The organism is Bradyrhizobium sp. 190, assembly GCF_023073415.1.
Taxonomy (GTDB): Bacteria; Pseudomonadota; Alphaproteobacteria; order Rhizobiales; family Xanthobacteraceae; genus Bradyrhizobium.
Genome location: NZ_JADPJL010000054.1, coordinates 1 through 25,682 on the forward strand (window position 1 = coordinate 1; position 25,682 = coordinate 25,682).

The window sequence follows — 25,682 nt, forward strand, 5'->3', positions numbered from 1 at the left end:
TTCCTGGGCTTCAGATGCGTCCGCTATCGCTTCGTGCCCCGCCCTTCGAGCGCCCAATGGCCTGAAGGCGCCGGTGACTGTTGACGAGATCCTCGACGCGCTCTGCGAACTTGACGGCAAACCCTGGAATCCGCCGGGAGGCAAACCCTTTCGGTTGCGGTCCACCGAGCGGGCACTTGCGGCCTAGAGCGAACGCCAAATCCACCGTGAGGCGCGTATCATGAACACCACGGATCAGGACACGGTATTGCGAGCTATGGAGGATGCCAGGCGCATCCTCGGAGAATACAGCGCGCCAGGCCCGCATGATGCCACGCATACAGTGCACCGGCTCATCGCCGTCCTCGATAGAGATGAGGTTGTCCACGCTCTCGATCGAATGAACCGGCGCCGAATCCTTCGCCTTGTGGAATGAGGCGTGCCCGGTGGCAGGAAACGACCCCAGTGCGGGCTGGCTTTCGCCGGACCGGGCCATCTCCCGTGGTTGCGCCTCCGAGGCTCTTGACAGGTTGCCGCCCGTGCCTAATTTTTTCGCCGGGGCATCGCCCCTCTAGAGCCAAAAGGGAAAGCTGTAACGACCGTCAAAGGATGACGACGATGATGGACGAAAACATTGCCCGCTTGCGAACCCATCGCAACAATATCGCCCGCTACCGGCGTTTGCTCCAAACTAAGCTCACGGATCTTGAGCGCGAATTTATTGAAAGGCGTCTGTCCGAAGAGCAATCGGATTACGAGCGTTTGGCGGCAGGTACCTTCTCCATGACATTCAAAATTCCGAGGGCTCCTGAAAAGCAGCCAACAGCTTACGAGGCTATCTAAGGCTCGTCAGGAACGGACCTGTAACCGTTCGCGTTGATGCGGGGCGCCACGCCCCTGCATGGCGCATTGGAATGGCGGCCCCATCGTTGTGCTCTAGGCTGGGTCCGTTTTCGCTAGAAGCAGCCGCCCGTGACGATCGGAAAGACGAGCCTTCGCGCACGCGACGCAGAAACGGAAGCCGAGCGCTGTTGTCGGTCGCTTCACTTGCAAAAGCTGCAACACGACGGTGCACCGGTGGTGGGGCACCCAATACAGTTTTGCGGATTGGAGAGGACCGCTTGAGTTACGGCGACCGCGGCATCCCAATTAGGCGAACAGGTCGGCGCCCGCTTGTGTGAATTTCACGAAGGTGCCGCTCTCACGCATCACCGGCCACCCGCGCTCGATCGCGAGCCGCAAGCCGGCGTCGCTATATTCGGCCCGGCGCCCGCGGTCTCGGTATAGAAACGGCGCGTTGATCTTCTCGATGTGGATACAGCCGTCGTGCACCGGCTCGATTGTGTTGGCGATCTCGATCAATACGGGCGGCTTTTTCACAGCCATTTTGCCATGCAGCCCCCGGCCGGAAGCCAGCCCTTTCTCACGAGGGTTGGCGGTTCTGGCGCTGTGACATCGTCAGGGCCGCTCTCGCGTTCCTCAATGGAATTTCTTGGCGCTTCCTCATGTATTCGCGCCGGTAGGCGGTTCGGTCGAACTTGCCTTTGTCTTTCTTTCCGGCGCATGCGCGGCGGTGAGGTTCCTCGAAACCTCGGTATTCATTCACCTCTTGCCACCACTAGGATTCTACATTTGCAGGAACGCCACCTCATGAATTGGCATTGTCTATTTGTTCTTCCATTTGCTTGGAGGCCGATATGCGTATTCTTTTTGGAATAGTCGCGATTGCGATAGTCCCGGTTTGGTTGGGCGCACATGTAAATTCTGCTGCAGCACAGGACTTCGACGATAGATGGTCCATCACCCCAAAGGGGCACGCAGAACCAGCCCCCGAGGCAATCGAGCAAAACCCGTTAGAGCGACCTCCGACTAGAATAGAGCCGACACGTCGTTCAAAAGAGCGCTCTGCCTCTCGGGCTTCCAACCCCACATACAAGTACCGAAAGAGCGCGGTGCTCGCCCGCCCACTCCGAACAGCGCGTACTTACGTAGCCCCACATCAGATTCCCTCGCATTGCCCATTGAAAAGTCCAACCCAAGCACAGATCGACGCGGCAACCAATGAATGCGTGAACACGTTGACCCGAAGCGCCCAGTTTCTGGACTGCTTTTTCGAGGACGATGCCAGCAGGGGCGAAGACAAAAGAACTGGCCTGAGCTGCCCTGATCGCCAAGCTGCGCTGGCTAAGCAGTGTCTAAAACGCTGCGCCAACTACGCATCAGATGCGACCCATTTGGTGTGCACCGGCAGTTATCCGAACACCGTCTGGCACGTCTCTTTTGGGGATATCTCGGACGACACGGGGAATTACGCACGTGTAGACCGCTGCGGGCCTCCGCTAAGAAGCACCTTCGCGAGAAAGCCGCCACCGGGTTGAGAGGCAGCGCGCACGGCGCGCTCGCCGTCTTTGGTGATCCCAGCAAAATGGGTGGCGCTTCCCTGCTCTTTCAAGCGATTCGACGATATGCGATAGGCAGGTTCCACGTTGGAATACCTTTCGGGAAAAAGTAGCAACTTTTTCTTAACAGCGGGATTGAATTTAAGACGCAACATTTTTGGAGTTCGAGAATGGATGGCAAGTCTCCGCTGAAGATTGCCGTTGATCGATCTTGAACCGTGCACCTAGCCACGCACAAGGATGTTGACGCGGGCGATCCGCGTCGTTGCTCGCTTGAGAGGTATCTGACCGGGAATGGCAGGCTGGTGAAAACGACCCAGAAGAACTGACGTGCCACGGCCTTTCTTATTTAGCTCGGCTTATATCCGAGGGTTGAGGTCAGCATGGCAACCTTTGAAAAAGCTGTGGTGTGCTTGGCTACTGGGACGGCGCGTCCGGATTAGACGCTAGCTGCGCTTGCAAGCCTCCTGGCGGCTGGCATCGTAGCCACGCTTCGATATGCGTTCGGATAACAGTCTCCCCGCTTCTTCGCACTGTGAGGGACGGCCATGGAACACAAAACTATACAGTTTGAGGTCGTTCAAGCGACAAATCCATATTGCTGGAAATGGATTGTTTTTCTCGATGCTACCAGAATGCGGACTGGCATCGCGCTTACACGTGCTGACGCCGTATTAGATGCCGAACTGGCCATCGAAAAAGCGTTGGAGCAGTTCAGGCCCCGCCGAGGCTTCGCCGATCGCGCGCGGCGGCGGTCAGCCGCTCAAAATTCCATTGGCTAGCTTACCCGGTCCGGAACACAAGCTGAGACTCGTGCGTTCGTTGCCATATCTGGAGAGAAACGGCCATGGCATCCAACGCGCGCATATTCTTCGCAGGGGCAGGAACAACCTTCGTGATCCTGGCCATTGGCTTCGGCGGTGGTCTTATGTTGGCTAAAACGGCCATGGAGCCATCGGCGTCCAGCCGCCCGATTGCCGATCAACTGCCTCCGGTACGCGTTATTCTTCCCGCTTCGGCTGAGGCGGCCATGCCTCCTCAGCCGCCAGTGGAACCTGCTGCTGCGCCAGAACCTTCACCTCCAGTCATGGCAGCTAAAGACGCGCAGCAGGATTTCGAAAAAGAAAAACAGATAGAGCGCGCCGAACGCCGCAAAGCAGAAGCCGAGGAGCGGGCGCGGCGCAAGAAGTACGCGGAGCGTAAGGCAAGGCAGGAGGCCGCTCGCCTGGTGAACCGACAGCAGGAGCAACAGCCCGGCATCCTAGCCTTCGGCGGTGGCGGTGACCAATCTCGAGGCGGAGCAGGCTTGTTCTTCGGAAACTGAATTGGATGCCTTTGGCCCGGAGAATCGGAACGGTAGGCAGGCCACATCAAGTGATTAAAGGCGGCCCGACGCACGACGACTCCGAACGACAAGCATCGGGCCACGCCACTAGAGGTTCACCCCTTGAAATGGCTAAATCAGACTGAGCGTGATTCTTGGCAAAAGTTGATGCTCAGCTGCCGCAATCGGACGTGGGAGAAGGGCCGCATTTGCGCGACCCTTCGCGCTAACCGCGCTGGAAGAGCAATTCTACAGCCGTCGATCAAAGGGACTCCGTAAGAACACGGTGTTTCGGGCCATAGGGGAACTGCGGGGCTAATTCCAGCGTTAGGAAAAAGTGGCAAAAATACCCGTCTCTCTGGGCTGGAGAGGGAGCGGAGCGGCCCCGGCGAGAGTCCCCCGTTGCCCCGACGCCGGGGCCGGTTCGTTCCGCTCGATCGACAGTCCGGCGCGAACGAGGCGACGACACGATCGCGACTGAGGACGGCGACCTCTCTCTTTCGAGTAGCGCGTCCATGGTGGTTCTCCTCAATACGCCGACGCGAGAAGGCACCCACCCCTGTCATTCTATTTTGCTAGTTAGCCAAGACGCCTACGGTCCAAAATAACAAATGATTAGTTTTTAGTTGCTTTTGCCGTCCCGCGACTTTTCGAGTGGAAAGCCCCGGCAAGAGAGGGAGCCCCAGCCGCTATTCCTTTGCTGCGGCGGATACGTTGAAACGGCGGACGGTCGTCTGTCCTTGCGCGGTTCATTCTGATCAAGCCTTGAACCGAAAGCCTGCCTGTGAACCCAGTCTTGTCCTCCGAGATTGTTCACCGTTGATCCATGAGTCAGCCGAAATCCATCGGGTCGACGGCATCGCACCTTTCGCAGATGTAGATCCCGCCCAGCGGGCACGGCTCCCGGTGAAGCGGCTGCGATCGAAGGCGCGGACCGACTTGCGTGCGGCTTGGCCGACGCTTCTGAAGCCGTTGCTGCGGCCGCTTTCTTAGCCTTGATCGTGGAGGCGGATCCTATTTGGATTCGAGTATCTCGCGCACTTTGTTCGCCAGCGTGGACATGGCGAACGGTTTCGCCAGCACGGACATTCCTGGCTCCAGGTGATTCGAGACGGCGGCGTTTTCCGCGTATCCCGTGATGAACAAAATCTGCAATTTGGGGTGCAGAACCCGGGCGCGGTCGGCGATCTGGCGACCGTTGATGCCACCCGGAAGCCCCACATCCGTGATCATCAGATCGATGCGCTTGCCGGACTCCAGGATCGCGAACGCCGAAGGTCCGTCCTTGGCGTCGAGGATACGATAGTGCTGTTCGGTCAGCACCTCCGAAACCAACATGCGGATGTTCGGCTCGTCGTCGACGACGAGGACCGTCTCACCAAAGCCGCGTTCCACGGCGGCCTCTTCCTGAGCCGCGTCATCGTCGACCGCACCCGTGTGCCTTGGAAGGTAGATACACATCGTGGTGCCCTTGCCGACTTCCGAATAGGCCCTGACTTGCCCGCCGGACTGCCGGACGAACCCGTAGATCATCGAAAGGCCGAGGCCAGTCCCTTTTCCGAGCGGCTTAGTCGTGAAGAACGGATCGAACGCCTTCGCAACGACGTCCGGTGGCATTCCGGTCCCGGTGTCAGTAACGCACAGCGAGAGATACTGTCCAGGCGGGAGTTCGCGCTCGCGCGCCGCTCGATCGTCGAGCCATTTGTTGGCGGTCTCAATCGTCAGACGCCCCCCATCCGGCATGGCGTCGCGCGCGTTAATGCACAGATTGAGGAGCGCGCTCTCGAGTTGCGGAGCGTCCACTTTGGTAGACCACAAACCCGCCGAGCCCACGACCTCGACGGCGATCTGAGGCCCCATTGTGCGCGATATCAGATCCTCCATGCCTGCGATCAGGCGGTTGACGTCGGTGGGCCGCGGATCGAGCGTCTGGCGTCGGGAGAAGGCCAACAGCCGATGCGTCAGGGCGGCTGCACGATGCGCCGACTCGGTCGCTGCCTTGATGAAACGGTCGATGTCGTTGAGGCGGCCGTCCTCAATCCGCCTTTGAATCCGCTCCAACCCGCCACTGATGCCCTGCAGCAGATTGTTGAAGTCGTGAGCGATGCCGCCCGTCAATTGCCCGACGGCCTCCATCTTCTGTGCCTGGCGCAGTTGATCCTCGGCGGCGGCGAGCGCGAGCTCCTGCTCACGTTGCTGCGTGATGTCTCGTGCCGAACAGTACAGGGTGCCCTCAACCGACGTCGCCGACCAGGAGAGAGTTCGGTAGGACCCGTCCCTTGCGCGCAAGCGGTTGGCGAAGGTGAGCGAGTTGACGTCCGCGGCTAGGCGCGCGATCTTGGCGCGGGTCGCCTCGCGGTCTTCCGGATGCTCGAGCCAATCGCTGGTCCGTCCGACCAACTCCCTCTCCGTCCAACCCAAAATCCGGGTCCAGGCCGGGTTGACGTTGATCCAGACACCTCGGCTATCGGCCACGCCCAACATGTCCTGACTGACCCGCCAAATGCGGTCCCGCTCGGCGGTCCGCTCCTCCAGCCGCCGCTCGAGAAGCCCTTCGGCATTCTTTTGGTCGTCAACGTCGGTGTTGGTACCGATCCAGCGCAGGATCGTGCCTTCTCGGTCGAGCAGCGCGACGGCACGGGCGAGATGCCAAAAGTATTCGCCATCGTAACGGCGGAGTCTGAACTCCACTTCAAAGTCGCCTCCCGATTCAAGCGCCGCCGTCCAGCGTTCAACGGTGATTTGTAAGTCGTCGGGATGAACGATTTCGAACCATCCGTTTCCGTCGAGCTCGCCTTCGCGCTTGCCGCTGTACATGTAAACCTGTTCGTTGAACCAATCGAGAAAGCCGTCAGGTCTTGCGTTCCAGACGTGATTAGGCATCACCTGTGCAAGGACTCGGAGCTGCGCCTCTCTCGCTCTGAGCGCGGCTTCTGAGCTGACACGCTCGATATGTGCCCACGACCGTTCGGTGACCTCGGTGAGGACGGCCAGATCCTCATCCGTCCATAGCCGGGGCACCTTGGCGTGGATGGCCATCAGGGCCGTCAGTCGGTCCTCCTTAACCAGCGGCATGCAGATGGTTGCGGCAATTCCGATACTTTGAAAAGTGGCCGCCTCCTCGGGCGCAAGCTCTCGCAGATTGTCGTTAAGGACCAGCGGTCTCCCCGCGCCAAGATTTTGCACCGCAAGCTTTCCGAAATCGGCGAGGCTGTAGTGGCCGACGATGCTCGGAGATCCGGGCGCGCTCCAGTCGCCCCGGATCGTGAACCCGTCCTGATCGGTGTCCATATCCGCATATGCGCATATCGCGACCTTGAGATATTCGCCGGTCATCTTCGTCGTGATCGCCATGATCGCGTCGGCGTCGTGGCTTCTCGCGGTCTCCTTACCGAGAGCGTCCAAGAAGAGGAGCCGTGCTTCGTTCTGCTGCACCTTGCGCTCGGCAGCGACCCGCAGCGAGGTTTCAACGACTACGGCAATGACGCCCGCCGGTTTCCCGCCCTCTCCGAATACCGGAGAGTAGTCGAGGTTCATGAAGACCTGCTCGGCTGCCCCGGAGCGATGCAGCGTCAATTCCTGATCGCGGTACGACAGGGTATCGCCGGCCATGCCGACCTTCATGACGTTGTCGTTGAAGTCCGCGACCTCGGGCCATCCCTCGCGAACCTTGCTTCCAAGCAGGTGCGGATGTCGGCCTCCCGCAAAGACCGAATAGGCATCGTTGTAGATCATGATGCCGTCCTCACCCCAGAGCAGGACGATCGGTACGGGAGAATGGAGCAGTATGCCGACGGTGGTTTTCAGGCTCGCAGGCCAGGATTCGATCGGGCCAAGCGATTCCGACCAGTCATGGCTCGCTATCAGCTTTGCCGTGGTGCCGCCGCCTGCCAGGAACGACGCAATGTGGCTTCCCCCAATCACGTCGAACTATACCTCGCCACATGCACAATGACTTTCCAGTTCAAGGAATCGAAACTCCGGAAAGACGCGGAGGTTCCGCACGCGGTCGGGATTGAAAAAGGGGATGCTCTGGACGGACCAGATGGGTTCGAAGGTCAAGTGCGGAATGCTCTGTGCGTTTAACGGAAGGTGGCCACGAGTTCTAGCGAGCGCGTTCGATCGTGAAACCCGACCTTAGCCCAGCCGGGCCACGCCCAAGTCCGCAGAGGCGTCAGGTGGCAGAAGCTGCGCTCTCTTCACCCGCACGTAACCCTTGTCTGCGGTATTCGGCGGAGCCGCCGTTCACCACCGATTGGTAATGCGAGACGTAGTCTGCGGCCATCCGGCCTGCCGTGAAGCGTTCCTCGAACCGATCGCGCACGCGCCTGCGATCGAGCTCCCCCAGCCGCTTCACGGCTTGAACAACCTGCTCTTCGTCATCGACCACAAAACCGGTGATGCCTTCGTCGATCACTTCGGGGACCGAGCCGGAGCGAAAAGCGATGACGGGCGTGCCACATGCCATCGCTTCGATCATGACCAGGCCAAACGGTTCGGGCCAATCGATAGGAAAGAGCAGCGCAGCGGCCCCCGCCAAAAACGGCTGCTTCGCCTCGTCATTCACTTCGCCGATGAGCCTGATCTGCGTGCCGTCGATTTGCGGTTCGAGCCGCTCTTTGAAATAGCGCCTTTCGCCGCGAGGCAGCTTGGCCGCGATGCGAAGCTGCATCCCGGCGGCGCGCGCGATGCGGATTGCGCTTTCCGGTCCTTTCTCGGCAGTGAGGCGCCCCAGGAAGGCAAGATAGGACCCTTGTTCGTACGACGGGCGGAATAGGTCGGCGGGAAGACCGTGATGGACGGTACCGCGCCAATTCGCCCTGAACAGAGGCAGGCGTTGATTGTCGGATATCGAGACGAAAGAGGCGTCGGAAAACTGGCGGACCACATCCGCCAGCCCAGGCAGATCAAGCCGTCCGTGCATCGTGGTGAGGAAGGGCACGCCGAGGCGGCTCAGCAGCGGCAAATGCAGCCAATCGATGTGCGAGTGCACGACGTCGAAATCTTCGACCCGTTGCGCGATCGCCTCGAGCAGAGCGGTGCATGCGGCTGCTGGATCGGCGGCGGGCCTGCCGAGGCGGAGCGCGCGGGGCCAGACCGGATGCAGCTTCCCGCGCGTGCGGGAGTCTCCGCTGGCGAACAAGGTCACCTCGTGGCCCAGACTGACGAGTTCGTCGACCAGCCAGGCGACCACCCTCTCTGTCCCGCCGTAAAGCTTGGGAGGAACGCTCTCGGCCAACGGCGCGATCTGGGCAATCCGCATGACAGCTGGTCCGGACCTTTGCTCGTTGACGACCATGTGAGAACCAAGAAGACGTAGCGAGTGTTCCTAACTCCGTTGCCGATTCTTCCCGGATTGAGGAACTAGCCGGTGCCGCAGGCATTGGAGTCAACCGCATGGTGCGGACAAGGAGAGACAAATGAAGAAATTGGTTCTGATTTCGGCGGCGGCCTCGCTGCTGGCGACTGCAGCCTTCGCTCAGACGACGGTTACGACCACGACCGGCACGGCCGGAGCAGCCGTCCAGATCGAGCCGCAGTATCGCACCAAGATCAAAAGCTACGTCACCGAACACAAGATCCGGCCCGTGACCACGAAGGAGAAGATCGTGGTCGGCGGTCGCGTACCGGCCGACGTCGAACTGGAATCGGTACCCGCTGACTGGGGTCCGTCTCTCACCAAGTATCGCTACGTGTATTCGGGTGACCGCGTCATGCTGGTCGAACCGGGTAGCCGGACCGTCATTCAGGAAGTCGACTGACTCTTCGCGCGAAGCGGGGCACCTTGAGGGCTTCGCCTTGCGTTGGTCGTCAGCCCTTCAAGGCTGAACAGAACGGCACCTTTGGGGAAAGTCAGTTTGCTCGCTTCGACCGACACATACATCGGGCTACCGAAACTCTCTTTCAGGCCTTCAGGCCGTGCGCATTAGTGCACCGGTCGCCTACATCCTTCTTTATACCGCGTTGTACGCCGCTTTCGGCGTAGCGTCGCCGTTCTGGCCAAGATTTTTCGAAACGAGAGGCCTAAGCCCCCAGGAGATCGGCATTGTGCTCGCTGCCGCGATGCTAACGCGTCTTCTGGCCGGACCAACAGTTGGGATGCTTGCAGATCGAGCAGTTTCGTTGCGCTTTGCTCTCGCAGTTTGTACTGCATTGGCCGCCGCATGGGCCGCCGCTTTATTGTGGGTGCACTCGTTCGCGTTGCTGCTTTTCATAGCTGTGTTCCAGGCCGCTTCTCTTGCTCCCACGACTTCTCTGGCTGACGCATTATCGGTCAACGCGGCAAGACCGCGGTTGGCCGGGAAGGAATTTGAGTACGGATGGATACGGGGCTCGGCATCATTGGCTTTCATATTTGGCACACTGACGGCCGGGCAGCTCATCAGCCGAACCGATGTTACGCCTATCATTTGGATGAATTTATCGTTTCTCGTCGTAGCGGCCGCCTCAACTGCATTGTTACCAACTGTCGCGCCCCCCTCTTCACCACCACTCACCCGCAAATCTTCTGTGATCCGCGAGCTCGGTGAGCTCCTTCGGATCCCACGCTTTCGGATGATGATACTGGTTACATCCTCCGTCTATGGCAGCCATGCGATGCACGACGCGTTCGTCGTCATTTGGTGGAGTGCTGCCGGCATCGAGCCTTGGACCATAAGTATCCTCTGGTCGGAAGCCGTGGCTGCGGAAGTTATCGTGTTCTTTCTGATCGGCCCAGCTCTGCTCGACCGACTCGGTGCCCGGGGCGCCGCCGTCTTGGCCGCCGCGGCCGGCGTCGTGCGATGGTCTGTGGCCGGCGTGACAACTTCCGTTTTGGCGCTTTCAATTCTCCAGCCGCTGCACGGCTTTACCTTTGCCCTGCTTCATCTCGCCTCGATGCGCATGATGCAGGCGCTGGTACCAGCCCGTCTGGCAGCAACCGGGCAATCCATTTACGCGTTTGGCTCAGGTTGCTTGACTGCCGTGCTGACCCTGTTATCGGGAATTCTCTACGCCAAGTTTGGAGGAGTGGCGTTCCTTCCCATGGCTATTCTATGTGCCGTAGCACTCCCGCTTGCGTGGCTTGGTTTCGCTGACGAGCGGAATCGTTCTGTCGGCGTTCTTTGATCCTCCCGTCTCTGCGAGCCCTCAGGGCGCCGGCTTCGTGTAGTATATACGGTGTGGGATAGAGATGTCGGAATTTGCGGAGAACTCTGGTCAGTACGCACGAGCCCCGTGGTGCGCCGCCGGAAACTCTGGGCTGGGCGTCGGGAGTGCTTTGAGAGAACCCGCGCAGGCTCTTTCGGGCCTGACAATGGAAACGGTGGGACACCCACGGAGGGCGGCAGCCTTTGTATCCATGTTGCTCGACGGAGGATGTCGTCTTCGCAGCTGGTGCAGACGTAGCGCTCCCGCGCCGTCTGATTCTCGGGCACGACCTTCATCGGCTTGCCGCACACCGGACACGCCTTCCGGATAGGATACAGCGCCGCCATCTCGATTTCCCCTGCTGCCGCAGCTTAGCGCCGCGCGCTGCACGGATTCAAGCTGATCGCGAAAAATTTCCCGTGGGTGGCCCGCGGTTCGAATGCGAATGCTCAAGGAAGAAGCGCAGCATTTCTCTCGTCGCGTCCGGTCCCCGCGGATCGGGGTAAGAGCCGGCGGGACTGCCTCCCGACCGCCAGGACTACGCCGCGATCGAATCCGCCAAGACGTCTGCCCGGACGACGCGATTGCGTCCTCGATGTTTGGCTGCATAGAGAGCTTGATCGGCCATGCGCATGACCTTGGCCAGGTCCGTTTCACCGTGGCATTCGGCCAGCCCGATGCTGATCGTCACGTTGGCCGACGCCTCATCGCCGAGGACTGGCTCGGCGGCGCAGGCCTGCCGAAGCTCTTCTGCGTATAGAGCGGCGCGCTCCCTGGATACTCCGGTCATCAGGACAGAAAATTCCTCGCCGCCATGCCTTGCCACCAGCATCCGTCTCTGCCCCGCAAAGGAGCTCAGTACCTCAGAGATCGCGATGAGCACCTTGTCCCCGAACTCATGCCCGAACTGGTCGTTGATCGCCTTGAAGCGGTCGATGTCGCACATCAGCACGGTGGTGGGCAGGTTCGCATAGCGCGCCGTGGTCAAGGCCGTTCCGGCGGCCTGGTCAAAGCCCCGTCGGTTGAGCAGCCCGGTCAACTGATCGGTGCCGGAAATCCGCTGCAGTTCGGCGCGCGTCAGCGCCAGCTCCCGCATCACCAGAGCGGACCGATAGCTCAGGCCTGCCGTCAGCAGCCCCGAAATGATCATGCTGATCATGATCGACGATCTGGTCACGAAGCCGGCGCGCACCAACGCATCCGGATCGGGTCCGAACTGCAGGAGGCAGAAGGACAACGTCAGGACGACGGTCAGGCCTACGCTCACGGCGGAGCGACCCGCGGCGTGGCGCAGCGCATCCCTATGCGTGATGATATCGTCGGCCATCGGCTCTGCTTTGTAAAACCACCAGCATGAGCTCTTCCACTTCACGGCAGGTTAAGACGCGCTTTGCTCCGGAGACGCCGTTAACGCCGGCCTAAGGACGAAGCTCAAATTGCGATGGTCGTGGCTCCGGAGAAGCGGAAGTTGCAGGCTTGATTCACTGTGGCGCCAACAACGCGGGGGCCGACTGACCCCTTCCCGCCAAGCTTGCCGAATTTCCCCGTCGGAGCGCAAGGCCTGCCCGGGCGAAAGTTGCTGATTGCCGAGCCGCCGATGTACGGCTGGGTTCGGCGGTCAAGCTTTTAGGTCGAACTGGCTGCGCAGCCGATCCGCAATGGCTTCGATCATGTCGCAACGGTCCGCGTCCCGCTGCGGCCCGTCCCTCATGATCTCGACTTTCCAGGAATCTTCGTGCGGCACGACCGAGATCGCCAGATCTGTCGGCCAGTCGCTGATGTCTTCCATCTCCAGCCTGATGGCCGACTCCAGTTCTTCGCGGGTTTTGGCCGGCTTCTTCAAGCTGATTCCTTCACCGCGCGGAACTGGACCACCGCCTTTGGCTATCCGCGCGAGCGCATGTCGTTGAAAAGCGGGCATTTGGCCTTTGGCTATCCGCTACAGGCGCCGTACTCAAACGGCGGGCGATGGTCCAACAAGTCAAAGACGTCGTCGCGGAAATGTTCCGAGCCCAGGCATTGGGCGCAGGCGAGCCGGAGCTATGTGGCCGTCGGCCCTGCGGCGTTGAGAAGCTGCGAGACCGCCGTGACCAGCTGCGCGGGCGAACGGCTTTCGCAGCAGGATGCTGTCGGGGACGCCGTGCGCCGTCCATTGGTCGGCGCTTGCACCGGTCATGTAGATGACCGGGAAGCCCGCCTCCATCTCCCTGATCTGCCGGGCCACTTCCCGCCCGCTCAGCGAGCCCTTCAAATTGACGTCGGTAACGAGCGCGCGATAAGGCGCGACCTTGCCTCTGAACAGCGTCAGCGCCTCCTCTCCGGACGAGAGGATGGCCGTATCGAAGCCGCCTTCCCGCAGCGCCTCCTCGACCAGGCCCTGCAACGGGTATTCGTCCTCGACGACGAGGACAAGGGTACATCCGACACGTTTCGCTCATGGCTGAGCTTTTCGAGCAGACGCGATGTTCGCAACCGGCTTGTGTACAAAAGTGAACCTAAGCAAAAGTTCCGTATCGTGCAAAACTGCGGAGGTGGCTCCCCTCACCGCGATGGCGCTCTCGTCGGCAGGCAGCTTCTCCAGCGCATTCCGGCCCCTCAAGGGGGCGGCCCCCGTACTTTACGGGTTGGCTGCCCGCCTAGGACGATTACCTCGAGGCCTGAGCACCAAGACGCTCGCTCGATCCGGAGCCGACGAGCATGGCCGCCTTGTCCAGGAGCTTTTGTTTGACGGCATCGGTATCGGACGGCTTGACGCGTGCGCTGACCGTCAACTCCACGATCGGTGCTGCCGGGTTTGAGACGTCCATCACTTTCGACACATGCACAGCGGGCTTATTCTGCCCATCCACGCGCGGGTCGTCGCGCAGGTCCTTCAAGATTTCATCGCCGATGGTCTGAGCCGCTGCGCCGGCGCGCACCGGAAACGAGACCTTGAGTTCACCGGTTCGTCATGGCGCCTCCGCGAAAGAATGCAAACAGCCCTTCAAACTCGCCGGAGTGAAGATTGATCCGCGCCCCGCCGGAACGGTTCCGGCCGAGATGCCCTATCCTTGGGAACTCCAAGCAAATCTGCCCGGAACGATTTGCGGCGCACGGCGTGATCTATTCGGGCCGGACACCTGACTGGAGAAGTCGAATGCCCGCCAGCCCCATCAAGCTCCCATCTGACGGCGTCATGGCGAACGTCTGTCTCGGTGTGACGGTGACCGGCCTGTACACGCTCGTCGGAATGGGGCTCGTCATCGCGTTCATGTGAGGTCGAACACAAGGCCGTAGGGGGGCGGCACCCAAGGGCGCGGGAACGCTTCGTCAATTTCGGCAGCCTGCTGGGGTCGAATTTCGGCGGCGCGTTCCGATTTGTCGGTGGTGGCAGGCTCCGAACGGCGGGGAATAAGCGTCGGCCTCGAGTTACACCAGGCGCGGCGTGGGGGTACCGTGCATGTCGCAATATCGCCCTTCGCTCCGGCTTCTAGCTAACCAACGGCACCGAATCCTATTGCAAGACAACCGGAAGATTGAGCGGGCCACGGAAACCGAATCCGTGCCAGCGTACGCACGCGGGATCAAGCAACGTCATGTTGGGGAAGCGTTCGAACAGCATGGGCAGCAGGATGATGCCAACGGTTGCCCGCGACAGGTGCGCACCCGCGCAATGATGCGGGCCGTTGCCAAAGGCCTGGTGAGGATTGGGCTCGCGCAGCGCGTTATAATTCTCGCCATCTTCGAAGACGTCCTCGTCTCGATTGGCCGACGCCTGGATCGTCATCACGGTGTCGCCCTTCGGGATGAAGCAGCCACGAATCTCCGTGTCCTCCATCACGAGCCGTGAACTCGCCTGGATCGGCGCCACCCATCGCACCCCTTCCTCGAAGGCGGCGCGCCATTTACTGGCTGCGCACACGACTTCAAGCTGCTCTGGATTGGTGAGCAGTCCGTAGAGGATCGTCAGCAGGGCGTCGCGCGGCTCGTTAATGCCACCGCCGATAGCGATCTTTACATTGGCGATCAACTGGCTTTCCGGAATCGGATTCCTCGCGTTCACCATGAAGGAGAGCGCTGAGGAATCCGGTTCGGCCCGCACCCGTTCGGCGTTGGCACGAATGCATTTGTCCATCTCCGCATTTGCGGTATCGGTCGCTTCGAAAGGGCCCGGCGTCCAACCGAAATTGCCGGCGCCGTCAATCAGCGTCTGCGACCATCGCTGCATGGCTTCATCGCTCGCGTCCGGAACGCCCATCGCATGCGCTAGAATCCGCGCGGCAAGCGGTCCCGCGAGGGCGGAAAAGAGATCGACCACCTCGCCGCGCGGCAGCCGATCAAGGTACGCCGTGGCCATTTTTGCATACAGCGGCGCCCAGACCGATTCGATCGTCTTCGGCATCAGGGCCGGCATCATCGCCATGCGTTCGGTCCGGTGCTCGTCGTGGTCCTTGCGCATCAGAGTATGCGCGAGAAAGGCACGCTTCATGGGCGTGTTCGGGTCGTTGGAGCTGAATAGCGCCGCGTTGTCCTTCACGTACTTGGTGTCGGCGGCCTTGGTGAGGAAGGTGCGGCGCACGGATTTGACGCGTAATACGGGCGCTTCGCGTCTCAGGCGTCTGTAGATCGGATACGGATCGCGCGTGAGCTGCTCGATCGTGATGGTCTCGTCCAAAGGAGCCAATGCCGCGTTAGCCATGAAGCGTTCCTGTTGGCTGCGGGCCTCTATAGAGCGAGTCGGAGCCTAATGGCAGGCGCGGAACGGCGCAACCCAGGCGTCCACCCCACCGGTAGGCGTGAAATCCCGCATGCCTCCTGCGCGCCGTCCGAAGCTCCAGAAAACGCTCAAGTCTGAGCAGCTATCCGAAACTAAGCGCCCTCACCCTCCGGTTGTTCTGATGGCCAGGCACCATACGCTGTGGGCGAAGGTCCTGGTCCAAGTCCGACGGCCGCCGCCCGGTGCCGGCGAACAGCTTCGCCGAATGCGTGCCCGGACGATGCGGAAGGCGCCCGGCCCGGGCCGAACGCCGTGACACTCGAAGGGCGCACGCGGAGTTGAAGCACGTGAAGGCGAACCGGCGGCTGACAATGGAGTTGAATTGTTTGAGGGTCCGGACTCCTAGGCACTCCGGGCCCCGCCTTGAGAATCGTAGGCAAATCAGCCCCGACGTTCACCCGGATGCCGGGGCCGATTTCTGTCCGGCTGTTTGAGATGTGGCTGCGCCGGCGGCCCGATTACTTCGCCGGCGGCCGCAACGGGCTTTCGGCCCACTTGCGGACGGCTGGATCGTGCAGCGGGTCGTCTCTTCGCAGCTGGTGCAGACGTAGCGCTCGCGCCCCGTCTGGTTCTCGGGCACGACCTTCATCGGCTTGCCGCACACCGGACACGCCTTCCGGATAGGATACAGCGCCGCCATCTTCATTTCCCCTGCTCCCGCAGCTTAGCGCCCCGCGCTGCACGGATTCAAGCTGATCGCGAAAAGTTGCCTATCGGAGTCCGCCGAAGCGCGATGACTGCTTGACGGAGGCGGCTCCCCTGTACTGAATTCCGCTGTCGGTGATGTTTGCGGGGAGTGAGCAGATGGACGCGGAGTTCTACAGCCAGCAGGCGCTGCGCGTGCGCGACCTGGCCGGGAAGGCCGATCCGTTCATCAGGAGGCGTCTACTCGATCTCGCCGCCAGATACGACGCCAGGGGTGGCGCTTCTTCAGATGCGACGCGGACCACCGAACGGCCGCTGCGGCTTCCGCGCGCGAACCCGGTGTCGGGCTGCGAACGGTCCGAAGAGGCATGAATAAGCCCCGGTCCAGCGAGATCAAGTGCGGGGCCTGCAACGGGACGGGTTTTCCGCCGGTGCGGCAGCCGAAGCCCGGCCGCAGGATCTATCCGGCGCCCTGTCGCAAGTGCGGCGGCAAGGGCCGAGTGATCGAGCGCGAGTGACGGCGGCAATTTTGGGCTGGACCGGCCTTATCCGTCCTTGAGAATGGATTTCACCTGACGCACCGGCCAGCTTTCGCCGTCTGGGATGACGCGCACCTTTGCGCCACCGCCCTCCAAGGCATGAGAACTGACCTCGTCGTCGATGGGCACCACCGCGAGGTCCGTCTCCGGCTTCCAGTTCAGCGTGGCGTCGATGTCGCCCGGGAAGATCTGCCATCGCGAGCCGTCGTCCAGTTCGACGATGTGGCTCTCGGAGTGCGACCGGATCCTCATCGCATCTCGCGGTGGGTTGGGGCCGCGTGCGGCCGATGCTGCGCAAGCTGCTGCGCGCTCCCAGCCCGCCGCAGCCGACCGCTGTCTTCATGGCGACAGCGCGAACACTTCAAGCAGATCTCCCGCTGCTTCGGCATGCTCGCGGCCATCGGCCAGGCGCCGCATTGGGGGCATCGCACCAGCAGGCTGTCCGTTTCGATCATGGCGGCTCCGAATCATTGGCCCTCATTCGGCAACAAACGGACCTTGGAGATGTTCCGGCGGGATCTACGCTCCGCCGGCGGCCGCAGCGACCTGGCGGAGCGCGGCCAGCTTCGCCCCCGGATCGACCAGGTCGGCGGCCCGCTTCTCGAATTCGGCACGGTCCATGCGGGCGAGATCCGTCCACCACTTTGCGGCATCCGCATCGAACATCTGCTCGTCAAACACCAGCATGAACTGCGCCTGGACAACCTCGTTCTCGGTCAGGCGGTCCCGCATCAACGGCACCACGCCGGCGGCCTCGGCGACGGCGCCGGGCCGCGATGCTTCGCCGAGGAGGCCTTCCCGGATCTTCTCTTCCATGAAGTCGATGAGGTCGAGGACGAAGGCGGCGAATTCGGTACGGCGGGTCGATGTCATTGGTTTGCTCCGTTCGGTATCGGTTCGCGGGTTCGTGCGCCAATGTCTGAGAATGACGCCGCACCAGTTTCGCACCAGAAACAACCTCATCAGAACGCAACGAACGCGATCGAAATCGAACAAAAAGGCGGCAAAATCAACGAAGCTGATCGATATTCTGCCGCTCATAACGGTCTGGTTGCAGGTTCGAGTCCTGCCGGGCCCACCATCCGGTCATTTGGGCTTTGATTTATCACGATTATTTTTCCGTTTCGTCTCATTGGTTGTTCTCGACCCCAGAACTGAGACACTTTTCTGGTTTCGATATTCTTCAAGACGCGTGAATGCGTTCGCCACCATCGTCCGCTGGCGAGCTTGACGGATGTAAATCTCCGCAGTTTCGAGCTTGCTCCAGCCGAACAGCGCACACAGCTCCGGCGCAGTCACACCACTCTCGGCAAGGGTCACCGCAGCCGCCTTTCGCAGGCCGTGCGCCGTGCATTGATGGAGACCGGCGGCGTCGCACCAGTCCCGCATCTTGTTGCCGAGACCGTTGATAGTGAACGGCCGACCGAGATCGTTGACCAGATAGGTCAGGTCGCCGGTTGGACTTGCGGCCAGCGCCTCGGCGAGCTCGCGCGTGATCGGACACTGAATCCGCTTTCGAGAATTTCGGTTCCGATTTTTCCAGGCAACAAAATTGAGCCAGCCATCAGTTTCGTGCTGGCGGCCAATGCGCGAGGCATCTGAAATTCTGGCACCCACATTCAGCATCAATTCGAGCGCCAACCGCGCCTTAGTGCCGATCTTGTGGTGCTGTCGATAGATATCTACCTCGGCCGGCGTCCAGGTGTGCCAGCCTTCCGTTTCATTGATCTTCGCTATCCCAACCGCCGGATTGAAGGTCGCAAGCTTTTTCTCAATGGCCCATACGAACAACGAGCGTAGATACTTCACGAGCTTGTCTGCTGCGGCGGGCGTCGCTCTGCGCTTGTCTTGGCTGGCCTCGACGTCTTCCTTCCTGAGCGCTGCATAGGGCAGATCGCCGGCGGTCTGACAGAAGCGATCAAGGACACCGCGCTTATCCGCTTGGGTGAGTTGATCGAAGCTTTTGAACTTTGGCGATCGATAGTACTGGTCCACCAGCCAATAGAATGTCTTCTCTCGCGGGGTCTTTGGGGCGTCGCGCTTTCCGTCCAGAGCCTCCAGCGCCTCGAAGTAGACCTTCATAAACGCCGGGCTGATGCGTCCGTCGCTGTCCTGAAACGTTTCCTTGATCCGGATCTTCCGATGTCCAGGCTTGCGAACGTAATAGCGATCGTTTCCGTTCGGGTCCGGATCAAAGATGCAATACTTCAGCCGGGTCTTGATCACGCAATGACTCCATCGAACGGGTTTTTCGCATAGGGCCCGTCGCGAAGCCGCTCCCACGCATCCAAGACTTCTCCAGTGTCCCAGAGAACGACGCCGTCGATCTTCCTGCCCCTTGGCATTCGGCCATCCGCGCACCACTCATCAAACTTGGTCGTCGATACCGCCAGAGACGCGGCCGCCTCATCACGCCGCAGCGCGAAGCGGGGAATCGACAGCAAACGATGAGCGCCGCGAGACATCAGGCGGTCTTCCCCGCACTAAGCCGAAACTCGATTAGTTCCCTCTGCCTCTTAGCAAGGTCACTTAGCAGTCGACCAAACGGAAGGACGACAAGCGCATCGCGAGTTTCGAAGAGTATCGGAGCCACCTTTCTAGCATCTATGAAAATCGGCTCCTCCACCGGATCACCAACGGCGCCCAGGATGTGCGATACTTCGTTGGACGAAAATTCCTTAGATTTTAGTTTCCGCTGAAAAATTAACAGCGCATGTACGATGATGAGAGTGGCGCTTGACGGGTCAACCGCCAAGTTAGAAACCAACGGTTGAGCAAGTGAAATTGAGGCCACCTCCAGCGCACTGTATCGGCGCTTCCCGCCGACGATTTTGGGTTTGACGTACTGCCGATTGGTCCAATTTTGCAGCGTAACGGCCTTTAACCGCTTGCCAGCCAGCACCAGGACTTCAGTCTGACTGAAATTTGGCTTGTCGAGATTTTGAAAGAACCACGATATCGGGTCGTCTTTGCCGTCGTACCACTTCATGATTTTTTATCTCAATATCAGCTGATATTTACCTCTGATTTGATCCGGCGTCAATGTCAACTGACATTTATCCCCACGCCAACATGAAAACCCCGCCAGGAGCAGGGGTTCGTTGTCAAAGTTTGAGGTCGACGGCAAAGAGATGTTCGCGCACGCCTGCAAGGTTGGCCTCGAAGGCGTCGTCTCGAAGGTCCGCGACGGCCGGTATCTTTCCGGGCGCGGCCGGGACTGGGTCAAGAAAACCTGCGCCCAGCGCGAGACGCTGACCATCGCGGGCTTCGCGCTCGATGGCAACGACTGGGACGGCATCTATGTCGGCCGCCGCAGGGGCGATGACCTGATCTATGCCGGCAAGGTCGACCACGGCTTCGACAAGAAATCATCCGCCGAGCTGCGCAAGCGCCTGACGCCCCTGATCCGCAAAACCCAGCCCTACGCCAAGCGGATCGCGCATAAGGGAATCTGGGTGGAGCCGGAGCTGAACGCCGAGATCGAGTACCGCGCCAAGTCAGCCGAGGGAAAGGTTCGCCATCCCTTCTTTAAGGGCCTGCGGGACGACCTGTGATGGACGATTTCGATCGCTTCTGGCAATGGGCAAACAAACCGCTTTATAGCACGCTGACCATCTATGCCGATATTCACCACGCGGTCACGTCGCTCCCGCCGGAAGCGCGGCGCTACCGCGCTAAGGTCAATGAAGCCGTGCGCATGGTACAAGAGACCGCCGGCGGAATACCGCGCCACACCGACCGCAAGTCGGACAGACGAGTCACGTTCGCCTCGACATGCTTGCGGAAATGCAGCCACCCAATCGAGATGGGCGCCGATATGTGGGCGGTGGTCGCAACATTGGCGCGGAACATCCGCGAGCGCCGGCCATTGTCCTATTCGCTGAGCTGGGGCGCTACCGGAGGAACGAATTCATGGCCTATCAACCCAATCCGAACGATCCCCATCGTGGGGGCCGGAGTGAAGAGGAAATGCGGCGTCGCGACAATGAACTGCAAGCCGATCCCCAGCTCGCCGAAGGTCCCGCCAGCGGCACCAAGATCGCCATGTACGCCATCGCCATTGCAGTTTTGCTGGGTGTCGTGTTCTACGGCCTGAATAACAACACCGTGGACCAGGCGGGCACCACGCCGCCCAGCGAGACGGCGCAGCAGACCCAGCCGGCCAACCCTGCGGGGCCTTCGGGCAAGACCAACACCGATCCCGGCACGACCACGGGCGCGGCGACGACCAACCGTCCGACGCCGCCGTCTCCGAACCCCACAGGTACGCAAGTCGATCGCAGCAAACAGTAAAGGTCGATCGTCCGAATCGGGATAGGGGGGAGTCTTGCGACTCCACCCCTCCCACACCACCTGACATACGGGTCCGTATCCGGCGGTTCGCCGGTTAAGCACAGACGGTTGTTTGCGTCCGTGCCAGAGGCTCAGGCTTCGGCCTGAGGGCGCTTACGCATACGGCACATATTTCAGCCGCGCGCACTTCCTCGGAACGATTCTTCGCGGCGCAAACTGCCTGAACTCAGACTTCCAAGGAGCAGAGCTGGTCGGCTCAGTCGGTCAAAGCCAACTGCATTCTTTAAGATCAATCGGCGTTTGGGCCAAGAGTGCCTGTGTGGCTCCAATGTTCGACGCAATGGCTGTCAACGGCTGTCTGACCTCGTGAACCCAATGCGCCAGAGCTGCCAACCGGAGGCGGTCGGAGTCTAGCCGGAAGCCTGAAATCGACTGCAGAGCTATATCGTTCCAGAAGTAGGCCAAGCTCCACCCGGCGCTGATTCCTGCGTCGCCGTTTGGGACATATGAGCGTTGAAGTCCGTACCGGTGGGCAGGATCATCGCGGAACCCGGGAGTCGGCTGTGAGCGTTATTAAGTTCGAGCGGCGTTGGGCCGCTAGGTTTTTGCGGCCACCGCCGCCTCGAGCGCAACGGCCTGAAAGCCAGGATCAGCAGCTGGCCGCACCGAAACCCAAAAAAACCCGCCAGCGTGAACCGGCGGGTAGCGGCCGGACGCACGACGGGATTAACGACATGCGCCGGGCCTTACCACTCGCGTCACCCACCTGGGTTTGATTCTTGGCAGAATTGCGCGCGATGCAGAAACCCGCCGCGTTTGACTATCGGCGGGTTTCCGTACTCTCGCGGGGGCTCAGGGGGACTTTCCCGCGATTGGGCAATTCGTAGCAACCTGAGATTAACGATTTATTAGGCTATCCGCGACGCGGCCGACTACATCAGCAAGCTGCCGAAACAGGAATCCGACCTGTCGGAATGGGCAAACGGCGATCGAGGCCCTGATGCTCGTGTCGCGAGGCGGCCCGACCATGATGGCGCGGATCGGTGTCATGCGGGCATTGAACCGCGGGCACGTCCCCGAGTTCACAGAGTCAGGGAAAAAGCATCACTGGGGGAGGAGAAAGCTCAAGAGAGATCAATGAAGGCCCACTTCTTCATCGCGCTGGCTGGCCTGATCCTGTTTGCCATGACGGTAATCATTGTCATGCAAATGAAGCTGCAGATTTCTCCGGATTAAGGTTGGAGGGGACCGAGAACTGAGAGAGACCAATGACAGTTTTTGTGTACGTGAACACCAGCAAACAGGTCGGAGACCCTGAGCATCTTAAGGTGTTCGCCACCACGGACGCCGCGGAAAAATGGTTCGAGGAAAACGATCCCGAAGGCGTGGCCTTCGAATATCCAGTCATCGGATCAAACGTGATTGGAACTTCTGCGGGCTGAAAGAGTCGGGAACGGGCTTCCGGTTTTCAGCCCCCAAAGCCCAAACCGGAAGATGGCGGCCCCAGCTACCTCCTCGCAGAGTTTGCTGGGGCCGTTTCCTTTTCAGATGCCGGCGAGCCAACGGAATTGATTTTATCCCACTCTCAGATTTTCGGCGGACGACTTGCCACGGTTGCTCATTTCTTCGTAGCTCACCTTGGCACCCTCATTGAGGCTGCTCAGTCCCGCTTTTTCGACGGCCGAAATGTGCACGAAAACATCCTTGCCGCCGTTGTCCGGTTGAATAAATCCATAGCCTTTAGTTGCGTTGAACCACTTCACAGTACCTGTCGCCACGGTCGTTCTCTCCCAAGACATTGTAGATTTCTATCCCAAGGCAATCGGTTATCGAATGCAAGAGAGAAAACGGCCCGCCGGCGTGAACCGGCGGGCCTTTGATTTTGTGGGTAATCAAACGGCCACAGCGGGGCTGGGGTGCTGTGGCCGTAAGACGCTCGGCGCCGATCGACACCCACTGAAAACCCTCCCCAAGCGCTTCGAGCTTGATCTACATCAATAGCTCACGATGGGGCTGGCTCACGTTCGGTTCCCATGGCGCGGGATACGGTTTTCTTCGTGATGTCGCTCGTCCGGCGGATCTTCCTAGTCGCGGCCGTGCTGTTCGTGATCCTCCGTCAGCGTGGCGGCGGAATTAGGAACAGAACATCACTGGGCCAGTTCCTGCTTGGCGCCAGTTAGCTTTCCGGCCTGGCGCATTGGAATGACGGCCCCGGTTATTGAGAAGCCGCAACTGGGCGGCCTACTCAGGTGTGAGCCTGTAAACCTCACCGGGCTTGAGTTTGACCTCTTCGAACAATCTTCGCTGCTTTTCGGTGAAGGTCGCGGGTACAATTTCTGCCGTCCAACCTTCAGGTACGGCGGCTAGGACCAAGGTCAACGCCTGATTTGGCTTAGCCAGCGCTACCCACATTTGCTTCGTTGGCTCCGACGCGTCGTCGGAGGTCACTTCAACAATCGTAAATTCCGTGCCGAACGATTCCGCCATGATTGTCTCAATGCCATGGCTGGCCCCTTGTTCAAAATCGAAATAGGCCACTACCAATGCCACTGAGGTCGGAAACAGGGTGCGGATTGTTCCATCTTGCGCACCATATCAGCCGGCTCGCGGTCATGGCAAATGGTCCGCAGTGCAGGTATCCCAACTTCTCGAAAACATCCCTGAGAAACCTACAAAGCGCGAGCTCAGGCAGGACAAGGCGACCGCAGCCGCGATTTTTAAGGGCCTGATGGCGGCTGACAAACTATCGGAGCAGCAAATACCTGCCGTTTCAGACGGCCAAACAACGCTTCCGCGTCGTTGAGCTTTTCCTTCGGCTCGCCGGCATTGCCGCCCCCCTGATAGGTGTCCGCGTCGTTGAGCATCCAAACCGTTCCTGTTGTTCGATCGGTCCTAGCAGCGCTCAGGAAATGATTTTTCCGAGCACCTCGCACGATGCACCTTTGAACGCCGCCGCGAAGTTGGAACGGTTTTTCTTGATAGGAATCGATTCTGAGCCTCTCTGCCTCCTCCTCAGCTCTGCCCCAAGGCTGATAGGTGCGGTCCTGACTGCTCCAGTCAGGACCGCTCATTTTAGGAACGATCTCTTTTCGCTGTTCGTTGTGATTGCGTGCCGAGGACAAGCGGCACATTCCTGTTGTTGGCGGACGGCCTCAGTAATCCACGCTGAGGCCGTTGCCGTCCCCTACACAATTAGGAACCGGGATGGATATCCCGGGTTAGCAGTTCATTCCTCAGGAGGAACCTATGGGAGAAAAGACTCTGGACGACCTGTTTCTCAACACCTTGAAGGACGTCTACTACGCTGAGAAGCAGATTTACAAATCTCTACCAAAGATGGCGAAGGCGGCGAGCGACGAGCAGCTCGGCGCCGCTTTTGAAAAACACCAAGAGGAAACGGAAGGACAGATCGCGCGCCTCGAGCAGATTTTTGAGCTTTTGGAAAAGCCGGCCCGGGGAAAGAAGTGTGATGCCATCGAGGGCATTCTCGATGAAGGCAAAGAGATTATGGAGGAATTTAAAGGCTCCGCCGCTCTTGATGCCGGATTGCTCGCGTCGGCGCAGGCCGTGGAGCACTACGAAATTTCTCGTTACGGCACGCTTAAGTCATGGGCTACCGCTCTTGGCATGAAGGACGCTGTAAAGCTGATCGACCAGACGTTGGCTGAAGAGAAGAAGACCGACGCTCTGCTGACCAAGCTCGCAGAGACGGTTGTCAATGCGGAAGCTCAAGCGGCCGCATAGGAACGATCCCGGTAATATGCCGTTGCTCTTCTGTGTTGACTGGTCATCGGCACATCACGGCAGCACCAAGGCGGCCTCAGCGTCCATCGCCGCTGAGGCCGTCTTCGTTTTGCAGTCTTGAGGTAGTACCGCGTAGCTTTCCGGGTCGTTGAGCTTTCAAACCGATCCTGTTCTGAAGATCGGTCCTAGCAGCGTGCCGGAAATAAATTGTCCTGAACTTCTCGCCCCGTCACGGCGCGCTTGAACATTAAACTTCATGGGTTGGCGTTCAGACCCGGAACGTTTTTTCTTGATGAGAATCAAATTCAAGCCTGTCGGCTGACCCTCCAGGGAGCCCCCAAAGGCCGTCAGGTGCGGTCCTGGCAATGCCCCGTCAGGGCCGCTTTGATGTAGCGAAACTCAGGAACGATGCTGCTCATCTTCCGTTGCTATTCTGTGCCGATACTGGACAGCGGCACAGAGCGTGATAGCTAGCAGACGGCCTCAGCGTCACCGCTGAGGCCGTTTTAGCTTTCACGCGGAACTGGCCGCGCCTTTGCCGCTTGCCCGATCTGGTACGGAAGCTCAAGAGGGACCAATGACCGTCTTTGTCTACGTCAACACAAGCTAGCAGGTTGGCGACCCTGATCACCTCAAAGTCTTCGCCACCAGGGACGCCGCTGAAGCCTGGTTCGAACAAAACGACCCGGAAGGCGTTGCGCTCGAGTATGAGGTTTTGGAATGAACCGCATCCCACCGTGAATGGTGGATGAATGCCCAATTCAGCGACCATTACTCGTTACAAGCGTATGGTTCGATCCGAGGCGGTTATGCGGAGGACATAGAAATGCTTCTAGCCATCGCCGGTGTCGCCATCGCTCTCCAGCTCGGTATGT

General features: G+C 60.0%; 28 protein-coding genes and 2 pseudogenes. 13 read left to right on the plus strand and 17 right to left on the minus strand.

What is annotated here, in order from left to right:
- Together IVB22_RS27060 and IVB22_RS27065 are read left to right on the plus strand one after the other, a co-directional pair.
- Window positions 1-187 (plus strand): annotated as a pseudogene (locus IVB22_RS27060) (hypothetical protein); the annotation flags it as partial.
- A 410-nt stretch (window positions 188-597) separates the two neighbouring features.
- Window positions 598-822: a DUF4349 domain-containing protein gene (locus IVB22_RS27065; protein WP_247520288.1), complete on the plus strand. Its 225-nt coding sequence runs from the start codon at window positions 598-600 to the stop codon at window positions 820-822.
- A 306-nt stretch (window positions 823-1,128) separates the two neighbouring features.
- Here IVB22_RS27065 and IVB22_RS27070 read toward each other — a convergent pair whose 3' ends face one another.
- On the minus strand, window positions 1,129-1,365 hold the full coding sequence (locus IVB22_RS27070; protein ID WP_247520289.1) for a hypothetical protein: 237 nt from the start codon (window positions 1,363-1,365) through the stop codon (window positions 1,129-1,131).
- 922 nt (window positions 1,366-2,287) lie between these two features.
- Entirely contained in the window at window positions 2,288-2,533 is a 246-nt protein-coding gene (locus IVB22_RS27075) for a hypothetical protein (protein WP_247520290.1), read from the minus strand.
- A 393-nt stretch (window positions 2,534-2,926) separates the two neighbouring features.
- Here IVB22_RS27075 and IVB22_RS27080 point away from each other — a divergent pair, with 393 nt between their 5' ends.
- Both IVB22_RS27080 and IVB22_RS27085 read left to right on the plus strand, forming a co-directional pair.
- The gene (locus IVB22_RS27080; RefSeq protein WP_247520291.1) at window positions 2,927-3,160 is read left to right on the plus strand and encodes a hypothetical protein; all 234 of its coding nucleotides are present in this window, start codon (window positions 2,927-2,929) and stop codon (window positions 3,158-3,160) included.
- 65 nt (window positions 3,161-3,225) lie between these two features.
- A complete protein-coding gene (locus IVB22_RS27085; protein ID WP_247520292.1) occupies window positions 3,226-3,702 on the plus strand; it encodes a hypothetical protein in 477 nt (158 codons plus the stop codon).
- A gap of 1,014 nt (window positions 3,703-4,716) precedes the next feature.
- Here the strand turns inward: IVB22_RS27085 and IVB22_RS27090 are convergent.
- Complete coding sequence (locus IVB22_RS27090) at window positions 4,717-7,437, minus strand: hybrid sensor histidine kinase/response regulator (RefSeq protein WP_247520293.1); 2,721 nt, start codon at window positions 7,435-7,437, stop codon at window positions 4,717-4,719.
- A 439-nt stretch (window positions 7,438-7,876) separates the two neighbouring features.
- A complete protein-coding gene (locus tag IVB22_RS27095) occupies window positions 7,877-8,965 on the minus strand; it encodes a glycosyltransferase family 4 protein (RefSeq protein ID WP_247520294.1) in 1,089 nt (362 codons plus the stop codon).
- 157 nt (window positions 8,966-9,122) lie between these two features.
- On the opposite strand from IVB22_RS27095, the gene IVB22_RS27100 reads away from it, so the two are divergent.
- Both IVB22_RS27100 and IVB22_RS27105 read left to right on the plus strand, forming a co-directional pair.
- On the plus strand, window positions 9,123-9,464 hold the full coding sequence (locus IVB22_RS27100) for a DUF1236 domain-containing protein (protein ID WP_247520295.1): 342 nt from the start codon (window positions 9,123-9,125) through the stop codon (window positions 9,462-9,464).
- 157 nt (window positions 9,465-9,621) lie between these two features.
- Window positions 9,622-10,809 (plus strand): MFS transporter, encoded by a 1,188-nt coding sequence (locus IVB22_RS27105; protein ID WP_247520296.1) that lies wholly within the window; start codon window positions 9,622-9,624, stop codon window positions 10,807-10,809.
- Window positions 10,810-11,368: 559 nt separating this feature from the next.
- Here the strand turns inward: IVB22_RS27105 and IVB22_RS27110 are convergent.
- The 5 genes from IVB22_RS27110 to IVB22_RS27130 all read right to left on the minus strand — a co-directional run bounded on the left by IVB22_RS27110 (window position 11,369) and on the right by IVB22_RS27130 (window position 15,508).
- Window positions 11,369-12,157, minus strand: a complete 789-nt coding sequence (locus IVB22_RS27110; RefSeq protein ID WP_247520297.1) for a GGDEF domain-containing protein — start codon at window positions 12,155-12,157, stop codon at window positions 11,369-11,371.
- 291 nt (window positions 12,158-12,448) lie between these two features.
- Window positions 12,449-12,673: a hypothetical protein gene (locus tag IVB22_RS27115; protein WP_247520298.1), complete on the minus strand. Its 225-nt coding sequence runs from the start codon at window positions 12,671-12,673 to the stop codon at window positions 12,449-12,451.
- Between the two features lie 138 nt (window positions 12,674-12,811).
- Window positions 12,812-13,213 carry a response regulator gene (locus IVB22_RS27120; protein WP_308200464.1) on the minus strand — a complete coding sequence of 134 codons (402 nt, stop codon included), beginning with the start codon at window positions 13,211-13,213 and terminating at the stop codon, window positions 12,812-12,814.
- A 262-nt stretch (window positions 13,214-13,475) separates the two neighbouring features.
- Complete coding sequence (locus IVB22_RS27125) at window positions 13,476-13,706, minus strand: hypothetical protein (protein ID WP_247520299.1); 231 nt, start codon at window positions 13,704-13,706, stop codon at window positions 13,476-13,478.
- A 617-nt stretch (window positions 13,707-14,323) separates the two neighbouring features.
- Complete coding sequence (locus IVB22_RS27130) at window positions 14,324-15,508, minus strand: cytochrome P450 (protein ID WP_247520300.1); 1,185 nt, start codon at window positions 15,506-15,508, stop codon at window positions 14,324-14,326.
- An 882-nt stretch (window positions 15,509-16,390) separates the two neighbouring features.
- Between IVB22_RS27130 and IVB22_RS27135 the strand changes: the two genes are divergently transcribed.
- Together IVB22_RS27135 and IVB22_RS27140 are read left to right on the plus strand one after the other, a co-directional pair.
- Window positions 16,391-16,603: a hypothetical protein gene (locus tag IVB22_RS27135; RefSeq protein ID WP_247520301.1), complete on the plus strand. Its 213-nt coding sequence runs from the start codon at window positions 16,391-16,393 to the stop codon at window positions 16,601-16,603.
- Window positions 16,600-16,749, plus strand: a complete 150-nt coding sequence (locus IVB22_RS27140; protein WP_247520302.1) for a hypothetical protein — start codon at window positions 16,600-16,602, stop codon at window positions 16,747-16,749. Before IVB22_RS27135 ends, IVB22_RS27140 begins: the two co-directional genes overlap by 4 nt.
- Before the next feature lie 27 nt (window positions 16,750-16,776).
- On the opposite strand, the gene IVB22_RS27145 is transcribed toward IVB22_RS27140, so the two are convergent.
- The 5 genes from IVB22_RS27145 to IVB22_RS27165 form a co-directional block, all read right to left on the minus strand.
- The gene (locus tag IVB22_RS27145; RefSeq protein ID WP_247520303.1) at window positions 16,777-17,022 is read right to left on the minus strand and encodes a hypothetical protein; all 246 of its coding nucleotides are present in this window, start codon (window positions 17,020-17,022) and stop codon (window positions 16,777-16,779) included.
- Between the two features lie 267 nt (window positions 17,023-17,289).
- Window positions 17,290-17,643: a hypothetical protein gene (locus IVB22_RS27150; RefSeq protein WP_247520304.1), complete on the minus strand. Its 354-nt coding sequence runs from the start codon at window positions 17,641-17,643 to the stop codon at window positions 17,290-17,292.
- Window positions 17,644-17,856: 213 nt separating this feature from the next.
- Complete coding sequence (locus IVB22_RS27155; protein ID WP_247520305.1) at window positions 17,857-18,996, minus strand: tyrosine-type recombinase/integrase; 1,140 nt, start codon at window positions 18,994-18,996, stop codon at window positions 17,857-17,859.
- On the minus strand, window positions 18,993-19,235 hold the full coding sequence (locus tag IVB22_RS27160; protein WP_247520306.1) for an XRE family transcriptional regulator: 243 nt from the start codon (window positions 19,233-19,235) through the stop codon (window positions 18,993-18,995). The genes IVB22_RS27155 and IVB22_RS27160 overlap by 4 nt, the downstream gene beginning before the upstream one ends.
- Complete coding sequence (locus IVB22_RS27165; RefSeq protein ID WP_247520307.1) at window positions 19,235-19,759, minus strand: hypothetical protein; 525 nt, start codon at window positions 19,757-19,759, stop codon at window positions 19,235-19,237. The genes IVB22_RS27160 and IVB22_RS27165 overlap by 1 nt, the downstream gene beginning before the upstream one ends.
- Window positions 19,760-19,880: 121 nt before the next feature.
- Here IVB22_RS27165 and IVB22_RS27170 point away from each other — a divergent pair.
- The 4 genes and pseudogenes from IVB22_RS27170 to IVB22_RS27180 form a co-directional block, all read left to right on the plus strand.
- Window positions 19,881-20,324 (plus strand): annotated as a pseudogene (locus IVB22_RS27170) (DNA ligase); the annotation flags it as partial.
- Between the two features lie 358 nt (window positions 20,325-20,682).
- Window positions 20,683-21,063 (plus strand): hypothetical protein, encoded by a 381-nt coding sequence (locus IVB22_RS27175; protein ID WP_247520308.1) that lies wholly within the window; start codon window positions 20,683-20,685, stop codon window positions 21,061-21,063.
- A gap of 112 nt (window positions 21,064-21,175) precedes the next feature.
- On the plus strand, window positions 21,176-21,433 hold the full coding sequence (locus IVB22_RS42035; protein ID WP_374207682.1) for a pentapeptide repeat-containing protein: 258 nt from the start codon (window positions 21,176-21,178) through the stop codon (window positions 21,431-21,433).
- 898 nt (window positions 21,434-22,331) lie between these two features.
- Window positions 22,332-22,505: a hypothetical protein gene (locus IVB22_RS27180; RefSeq protein WP_247520309.1), complete on the plus strand. Its 174-nt coding sequence runs from the start codon at window positions 22,332-22,334 to the stop codon at window positions 22,503-22,505.
- A gap of 132 nt (window positions 22,506-22,637) precedes the next feature.
- Here the strand turns inward: IVB22_RS27180 and IVB22_RS27185 are convergent, their stop codons facing one another.
- The 3 genes from IVB22_RS27185 to IVB22_RS27195 all read right to left on the minus strand — a co-directional run bounded on the left by IVB22_RS27185 (window position 22,638) and on the right by IVB22_RS27195 (window position 24,185).
- Window positions 22,638-22,841, minus strand: coding sequence for a cold-shock protein (locus tag IVB22_RS27185; RefSeq protein ID WP_247520310.1), 204 nt, complete (start codon window positions 22,839-22,841; stop codon window positions 22,638-22,640).
- 463 nt (window positions 22,842-23,304) lie between these two features.
- Window positions 23,305-23,601 (minus strand): hypothetical protein, encoded by a 297-nt coding sequence (locus IVB22_RS27190; protein ID WP_247520311.1) that lies wholly within the window; start codon window positions 23,599-23,601, stop codon window positions 23,305-23,307.
- 179 nt (window positions 23,602-23,780) lie between these two features.
- Window positions 23,781-24,185 carry a hypothetical protein gene (locus IVB22_RS27195; protein WP_247520312.1) on the minus strand — a complete coding sequence of 135 codons (405 nt, stop codon included), beginning with the start codon at window positions 24,183-24,185 and terminating at the stop codon, window positions 23,781-23,783.
- A 124-nt stretch (window positions 24,186-24,309) separates the two neighbouring features.
- Between IVB22_RS27195 and IVB22_RS27200 the strand changes: the two genes are divergently transcribed.
- On the plus strand, window positions 24,310-24,807 hold the full coding sequence (locus IVB22_RS27200; protein WP_247520313.1) for a ferritin-like domain-containing protein: 498 nt from the start codon (window positions 24,310-24,312) through the stop codon (window positions 24,805-24,807).
- Window positions 24,808-25,682: the final 875 nt, after the last annotated feature.